Origin of the sequence: Globicatella sulfidifaciens DSM 15739 (genome assembly GCF_900167405.1) — a bacterium.
Lineage (GTDB): Bacteria > Bacillota > Bacilli > Lactobacillales > Aerococcaceae > Globicatella > Globicatella sulfidifaciens.
This window is the reverse complement of sequence record NZ_FUWO01000032.1, coordinates 1-7,393: the sequence shown is the minus strand read 5'-3', so window position 1 is coordinate 7,393 and position 7,393 is coordinate 1. Positions and strand designations below refer to the sequence as shown.

Annotated in this window: 9 protein-coding genes and 1 pseudogene; 8 read left to right on the top strand and 2 right to left on the bottom strand. The window is 33.6% G+C overall.

The window, feature by feature from the left end:
• Positions 1 to 130 precede the first annotated feature (130 nt).
• Complete coding sequence (locus B5D12_RS10135) at positions 131 to 265, top strand: asparaginase domain-containing protein (protein ID WP_407645215.1); 135 nt, start codon at positions 131 to 133, stop codon at positions 263 to 265.
• 51 nt (positions 266 to 316) lie between these two features.
• Here B5D12_RS10135 and B5D12_RS09830 read toward each other — a convergent pair whose 3' ends face one another.
• Positions 317 to 1,123, bottom strand: coding sequence for a helix-turn-helix domain-containing protein (locus B5D12_RS09830; RefSeq protein ID WP_078756639.1), 807 nt, complete (start codon positions 1,121 to 1,123; stop codon positions 317 to 319).
• Between the two features lie 171 nt (positions 1,124 to 1,294).
• On the opposite strand from B5D12_RS09830, the gene B5D12_RS09825 reads away from it, so the two are divergent.
• Positions 1,295 to 2,473 carry an iron-containing alcohol dehydrogenase gene (locus B5D12_RS09825; protein WP_078756638.1) on the top strand — a complete coding sequence of 393 codons (1,179 nt, stop codon included), beginning with the start codon at positions 1,295 to 1,297 and terminating at the stop codon, positions 2,471 to 2,473.
• A gap of 248 nt (positions 2,474 to 2,721) precedes the next feature.
• Here B5D12_RS09825 and B5D12_RS09820 read toward each other — a convergent pair whose 3' ends face one another.
• Entirely contained in the window at positions 2,722 to 3,423 is a 702-nt protein-coding gene (locus B5D12_RS09820) for a glucosamine-6-phosphate deaminase (protein ID WP_078756637.1), read from the bottom strand.
• 268 nt (positions 3,424 to 3,691) lie between these two features.
• Between B5D12_RS09820 and B5D12_RS09815 the strand changes: the two genes are divergently transcribed.
• From B5D12_RS09815 to B5D12_RS09795, 6 genes and pseudogenes are all read left to right on the top strand, one after another.
• On the top strand, positions 3,692 to 4,393 hold the full coding sequence (locus tag B5D12_RS09815; protein WP_078756636.1) for a hypothetical protein: 702 nt from the start codon (positions 3,692 to 3,694) through the stop codon (positions 4,391 to 4,393).
• 9 nt (positions 4,394 to 4,402) lie between these two features.
• Complete coding sequence (locus B5D12_RS09810; RefSeq protein ID WP_078756635.1) at positions 4,403 to 4,771, top strand: arsenate reductase family protein; 369 nt, start codon at positions 4,403 to 4,405, stop codon at positions 4,769 to 4,771.
• A complete protein-coding gene (locus B5D12_RS09805; RefSeq protein WP_078756634.1) occupies positions 4,764 to 5,924 on the top strand; it encodes a hypothetical protein in 1,161 nt (386 codons plus the stop codon). Before B5D12_RS09810 ends, B5D12_RS09805 begins: the two co-directional genes overlap by 8 nt.
• Before the next feature lie 112 nt (positions 5,925 to 6,036).
• The gene (locus B5D12_RS09800) at positions 6,037 to 6,411 is read left to right on the top strand and encodes an ArsR/SmtB family transcription factor (protein ID WP_078756633.1); all 375 of its coding nucleotides are present in this window, start codon (positions 6,037 to 6,039) and stop codon (positions 6,409 to 6,411) included.
• Between the two features lie 71 nt (positions 6,412 to 6,482).
• Complete coding sequence (locus tag B5D12_RS10220) at positions 6,483 to 6,644, top strand: hypothetical protein (RefSeq protein ID WP_159443925.1); 162 nt, start codon at positions 6,483 to 6,485, stop codon at positions 6,642 to 6,644.
• Positions 6,645 to 7,204: 560 nt separating this feature from the next.
• Positions 7,205 to 7,393, top strand: a pseudogene (locus tag B5D12_RS09795) (RNA-guided endonuclease TnpB family protein); the annotation flags it as partial.

Sequence of the window (7,393 nt, the reverse complement as noted above, 5' to 3'; positions counted from 1 at the left end):
AATATTGGCCTGGAACAGGCCTTAGTTAAATAGCTTAGACCGCTGTTTTGCTTTGAAATAAGCGGAACAAGTCATGAGTGTTCCTAGAAACACGCCATTATAATGGCGTTGTAGTTCATAAGAGGTAACCATGAAGAAAATTTTAATCATTAACATAGGGGGAACGATTGCAATGAGCGAAGACCAAACAACCGGTAAAGTATCGCCTACGAGTGAAAATCCCTTAACCAATCAAGGTCAATATTTTAAACAACTGAGCTTATGAAGCGAAAACAGTTATTAAGTTTAATGAGATATCATTCAAAGAGTTTTTTAATTATGGATGACGATGTTTTTTTCTAAATTGTGATGGCGTAATATGATTAATCATTCTAAATGCTTTAGTAAAATGTGATGGTGAATTAAAACCAACTTTAGCTGAAATATCCGCTATTTGCTCGTCAGTATGAATTAAAAGTTTTTCTGCTTCTTCGATACGCACATGAATCAAATAATCAATTGGCGAAAGTCCAGTATTTTGTTTAAAAATACGGATTAAGTAGAATTTATTAATATCTGACACCTCTGCCAATTGTTCTAGCGTCACTTTTTCCGAATAATGATCACGGATATAATTTTGGACTTCTTGTACATCTTTTGATTTTGCTAATTTTCCATTATCCTTAATTGAAATATCCGAATGACGCAACACATAAATCATGATACATTCTACTAGGCGTTTAATAATTTGGTCAGTGCCTCGACTTTTTGATTCATTTTCAAGTAATAATAAATCGAAATAATGACGTAAAGTACGTCCACGGTTATGCACTAAAAAGTGACCATCTACAGAATCAAGATTGACAGAAGAGGTAAAGACAAAACCGGTTAATAAAATTGTGATGATTTCTGAATTTTTATCTACTTCAAACGATATTTTTTGTTGTGGATTTAAAATTAAGATATCATTTTCTTGACAACGATAATCTTTGTCATCAATTCCAAAATGAGTTTGGCCTTTTTTGACATAAATCAACATCAAATTATCTTCTGTCTGTAATACTTTACTATCCTTAGTTTGTAACAAATAATGTTCAATTCGACTGATTTTAATTGAAGAAGAATTTATATTGGAAATATACATATATTCAGCCTCCCATTTTTATTCTTATATTTCTATTATACAAAATAAAATAGAAAAATAAACATAAGTTGACCTATTAATATATAGAAAAATACAAAAATAAAACAGATTTCTTTTTGTATCAAGATGAACTTTGTTATAATAAAAGCATCAAATATAAGGGGTGTCATTATGCAGAATTTCGTCTATGATATACCAACTAAGGTCTATTTTGGAAAAAATCAAATTGAACGTTTACCGGAGTTAATTCATCGTTTTGGCAAGCGTGTGTTATTAACATACGGTGGTGGCAGTATTAAACGCAATGGTCTATATGATCGTGTAAAAGAATTACTAGCCGATTGTGAGATTTATGAATTAGGTGGGATTGATCCCAATCCGCGAATCGAATCAGTGCGTGAAGGGGCAAAATTATGTAAACTGCATCATATTGATGTGATTTTAGCAGTAGGTGGAGGCTCAACGATTGATTGTTCCAAAGTCATAGCTGCTGCCTCAAAATATGATGGCGATGCGTGGGATTTAGTTGCAGATTCAAGTAAAATTAAAGATGCTTTACCTTTAATCGATATTTTGACTTTATCTGCTACTGGAACAGAGATGAATACAGGTGGGGTTATCACCACCTTTGAAACGAAAGAGAAAAAAGGTACAGGCGCTTATGTTTTATATCCATATGCCTCAATCTGTGATCCGACGTATACTTTCACTGTGCCTAAAAATCAGACAGCTGCCGGCACAGCAGATATTATGAGTCATACATTTGAAATTTACTTCAATCGAGAAGAAGGTGTGTTTGTTCAAGATCGCTTAGCTGAAGGGATATTAAAAGCGTGTATCCATTATCTACCTATTGCATTAGAGCAACCGGATAATTATGAAGCGCGTGCTAATTTAATGTGGTCTTCTACGATGGCCCTTAATGGTATTACTTCGATCGGACGACCAGGACCATGGACATGTCATCCGATAGAACATATGTTATCAGCCTATTATGATATCACCCATGCTGTCGGATTAGCCATTTTAACACCACGCTGGATGTCGTATATTTTAAATGAAGAAACAGTAGATCGTTTTGCAATGTATGCTCATAATGTATGGGGAATTCCCTATCAAGCTGATCAGTTTTCGATGGCTAAAGAAGCGATCGAAAAAACATATCAATTTTTTGTCGACGCTGGCCTACCGATGACTTTACCAGAAGTTGAAATCGATGAAGAGTACTTTGAAGAAATGGCCGAACGGGTTGAACCACGTTTAACGAATAGCTATGTCCCATTAACTAAAGATGAGGTCGTAACCATCTTAAAAGATTGTATGACTTCGGGAGTTACCTACCAACATTAAATTAAATGATCAATCGATGATGACAACCTGTCCTGTCGGGGCAGGTTTTTTTCAGTCTTTACAAAAAATAAGCGAAAAGCAGTCTGAAAGGAGCAGAGGTATATTAAGCGGTATCGAAACCTTAATTGTCTAGTCAATCATCTAAATTTACAGTTAATTTTAAGAAGGGGGACTCATTTCGAATAAAGGGTGTCGAAATCAAACTAAAGCCCCATACCGAAGTATGAGGCTTTGAATTATAATAAAGATTAGATGAGTGATGCAGCGTCTTCATCTACGATGACCGTTACATCGGGATGGTTAATTAAAACTGTTGCCGGGCAATCTGTTGTTGCTTCACCGGCCATTAATTGTTTAATGGCATTGGCTTTGTTTTTACCGAAAGCCATTAAGATAATTTTTTTAGATTTCATAATGGAAGCAATTCCCATACTGTAAGCTTGACGAGGAACATCTGCTTCAGATTCAAAATAACGTTTATTTGCTTGGATAGTTGAATCAGTTAAATCAACTAATGCAGTTTTTGCATCAAAGGAAGTACCAGGTTCATTGAAACCAATATGACCATTTTCACCAATACCTAAAATTTGTACATCGATTGGATTTTCATCAATAATTGCTTCATAACGAGCAGCTTCTGCCTCTGCGTCAGTATTTAAACCATCTGGAACATAAGTTTCTTTAAATGGTTTGTGATCGAATAAGTGTTGTTGCATAAAATAACGATAGCTTTGAGGATGATCGCCGCTTAAACCGTAATATTCATCTAAATTAATAGAAATTGAATCGGTGAAATCTAAATCTGATGCTACAATTAATTCATACAACTTTTCAGGTGTACTGCCTGTTGCTAAACCGAAAGTGTTAGCACCATTTTCCTTAGCTTCTTTGATAATTTCAAAAGCTTTTTGTGAACCTTCTGCCATTGTCTTAAAAGTTAAAAATTCCATAATTCTCCTCCTTGTGAAATGCTTTTCATCAATATTATTATAGCATTGTCACTATAGGTATTCAAACATAAAAAAGACTTTTTAAGCCATAACAAGCAATAGGAGATACTTAGGGAACTGAATTTAAGAATGGGGTTTATAACAATACGATTCCAAAACGAAAATTTGATTAATGTTTTACTACAAAATGGTAACAATTAGATTTTTCAATTTATATTATGATAATATAATTATGAAGAGGATTAACTGATGAAGGGTGGCGACAATATTGTTTAAGACTAAGCAACATTACATGAGGACAACTTTTTCGATAGGATTAATAACATTATTTGCAAGCGTTCATTTAACTTCAAATACAATGGTCGCTGCACAAGAGAACAGTTACTCTACTAATCAAAATACTCAAAGTTATACGGAAACGATTATCGTAGAAACAACAACGACTAAAGTTTATGAGGAAATTATTGAAGAGAGTGGTGAAGTGACCCCAGGGGCACCAGGTTCATTTGATGATGACACAACAACTCCTGAAACAACAGAGCCATTAGAGACCGAACCACCAACTGAAACCACGGTATATTCAGTCGAAGTAACAGATAGTACTGATCAATCACCGGCACCGGAGTCATCTACTACGACGAGTGTTAATCAAGGAACTGCGCCAGGTCAAACTGAGACGACTTCTTTTATTACGCGTATTATCACAGGGAATAAAACAACCGCCAATAATGCTCGTAATCAAGGAAAACTATCAAAGAGTGATCGACCACTATTCAAAGAAAGTCAAGCGCATTCGCTTACTAAATTATTCTTAAAAAAATATCTTCAAACAAATATTGAAACATATTCCGATGTTAAAGTTTGGAGCTATGCTTTGTTAACCGTAACAACAGGTAAAACAGAATGGTTAAATCCAGATGTGGTGATGCCTTTAGTTGTCACGATTGCTGAAATATTGACTAATTATTAAGGAGCAACAATGTATTATTTAATAGGACTTAAAACGTGCAGTACTTGCCGTCAAATCGAAAAATTATTAAGACAAGCGGATATTACGTATCAATATCAAGATGTCAGAACGGATCGACCAACTGCGGATCAAATTCGTGGTTGGTTGTCTTCTATTAATGAGGAAAATATCGATAAATTAGTCAATACCCACGGGCAAGTTTATCGAGAACGCCAATTAAAGAATGATTGGAAAAATTTTACAGTCGAAGAAAAAATCCAAACACTAGCATCTGATGGAATGTTAATTAAACGCCCGATTTTAATTACCGATAACAATCGTCTGTTTGTGGGAAATGAAGTCAAAAAATATTTGGAGAAAGGGGCAAATCATGCATAAAAAATTAACAAAACTTAGTTTGCTTTTATTGTTGACAAATTTTTCTTTGCCAATAATGCATGCAGAAGAAAGTAGCCAAACAGAAATAACACTCCAAACAGAAACAACCGTAACACCTGCTGAAACATCTACTACACCAGCAGCTGATGAGTCAGATACTACCAGAAATATTACTTCTATTGTGGAAAAAAATGGTGAGAGTCAATATGACTTTAAAGATCCACAAGCGCTACTTGAGGCACTTAAAAATTCTCCTGAGAATAAGTCCACAATGTTTAATTTAATGGAAAGTGAAAACGGTGTGGATTTTATGCTTGATAGTTTATCGGGTTTAAAGGATAATCATCTTTACTATATTTTAAACCAAAAAGGTAATGATGGCGGCACTAATGTTCTGATTCAAACTGACGAACAAAATAATGTTAAAACTTCGTTTTATTTAGCAGAAGATTTAGCAAAATTAGCTGCGGAACGCTTAAATAATGACTATGAACAATATAAAGATAGTTCAGTCGAAGCTTATTATGTCTACGCACAAGAACATATCGATGATATTTTAGGCACTTATATTGAGCATCCAGAGGTTAATGGAAGTAATCATACACTTTTACAACGATTGAATTCAGTTGATCATTGGATGTTAGAATTAATTACTCAATATGTTGAAAAGAACACGAACCGTGCTGAGGTTCATGAAACAGAACAAGAAGGAACAGTTTATGTCTTTAATATTGATCAAAAAGAGTCACAACAACTAGTCGAATTGGCTCAATCATTAGAGGAAGCTACTGATGAAACGAAGCGTTTAACAGAAGAATTACAAAAAGGGTATCTTGGCACAATCAGTTTCTCAATGAAATTAGGGGAAATAGCCATGAGTCTTTCAACCGATGATGCGCATCATGTTATTGAATATCGTATAGGTTTAGAAAAAGCAACGATTAAACAACCAGATGCTAAAAAGATCATCTCAAGCCAGGAATTTATTAAGAAAACAGGTATTGATATCTTTGCTGATGGGTTAGTTTCAGTGGTAACCGCGGAAACAACAAGTTCCAACGATGAAGAAAATACGCAATCTGAGGCAACCGCAGAAACAGACTCTGCTGAAGAAACCACAACATTAGCAGAAACCACCATCGGTGAGGAATAGTAAAAACGATTAAAATAAAGAGGAATTGATAACTCTATTAAAGCATTTATAATGTATCAAATAGCAATTTCATCTATTTGATGATATAATTTTGGAAAAGAGGAGGCATAATATGAAAGAGTACATCTGTATGGCTGATGTAGAAATTGAACGTGAGAAAAAGAAATTATCGAACTTTGTTGACGAAGCAACCCTAGAACATAAAGCAACTATTTTTAAAATATTAGGGGATTTAAACCGAGTTAAGATTGTCGAAATTTTATCTCACTATCCTCAATTATGTGTAAATGAAATAGCTCAATTTATTGATGCTTCTGTAGCGACCACATCACATCATTTAATTACCTTAAAAAATAACGGCATTATTAAATCTGTAAAAGAAGGGAAACATGTTATCTATATGTTAGATACTGATTATGTAACCAGTCTATTTGAAACAGTGGATTTATTACGTGTCCAATGTCCTAAAATGAAAGCAGCTAAATAATTTATATTTAATTGTAGGCGGTTTTACGGTATAATATAATCATAAATAATATTTATGATGGAGGGTGTAAAATGAAAGATGCAGACAAAGAAAAAGTAGTAAATTGGGACAATCTATCTGAAAACTTAGATGAATTAAATATCGATGGCGTTTTAGATGGTGAAGATAGTAATCAACATATTGTAGCGACAGAAGAAGAATTTCAAGAGCTTTTAAAAGGATTATTTGAATAATATTTTTACCGAAGCAGAGTAGCGGAGCTTAATGAGAATACTTTTTGCTTCGGTTTTTTTGTTAATCGTCAAGAGGACAGTTTAAGAACTAAATAATTATTTTATTTGATTACCGTGCTATTTAGCTGAAAAAATGGATTGTAAAAGATATATATAGAACAAGTAAATTGATTGAATCATGAATTAAGAGCAGTATAATGAATGTAAAGATGACAATTGAAATAACTAAAAATGAACGACTGAGCAGATTTATGGATGAGAGTTGCAGTAAGTATTCACATTAACAATAAAACTTGTTTAGGCTTTATAGAATGCGAAAAATGCCCTTTAAATGAATAGTAATTATAGTTGTTTTTTTAATGAGTCATTTTGATTAATAAAGGATTTAGTAAAGCTTGGCAAATCATTCATTTACAAGCTGTCAGCTAAGGAAACCTCGGTATTAATACCTAGGAGGAATTAGCGAAATAGACAGCTCTTTTTGTTGATTTTACTAGGTTATCGTTAATGTTTTCACTAAATAGATGGTATAATGTATTTAAGAGGAAAGAGGTGACAAGATGCAGTTAACGAAAACGATTAAAGTGCAATTATACCCAAGTACTAGTGATATTGAAAAATTCGAAGAAACCCAACAACAGTTTTTAAACGCTTGTAATTTTGTTTCGACATATATCTTTGACCATAACTTTGAATTAGGTCAAACGACTTTGCACAACGCCTTGTATCATCAGATACGTCAGGATTTT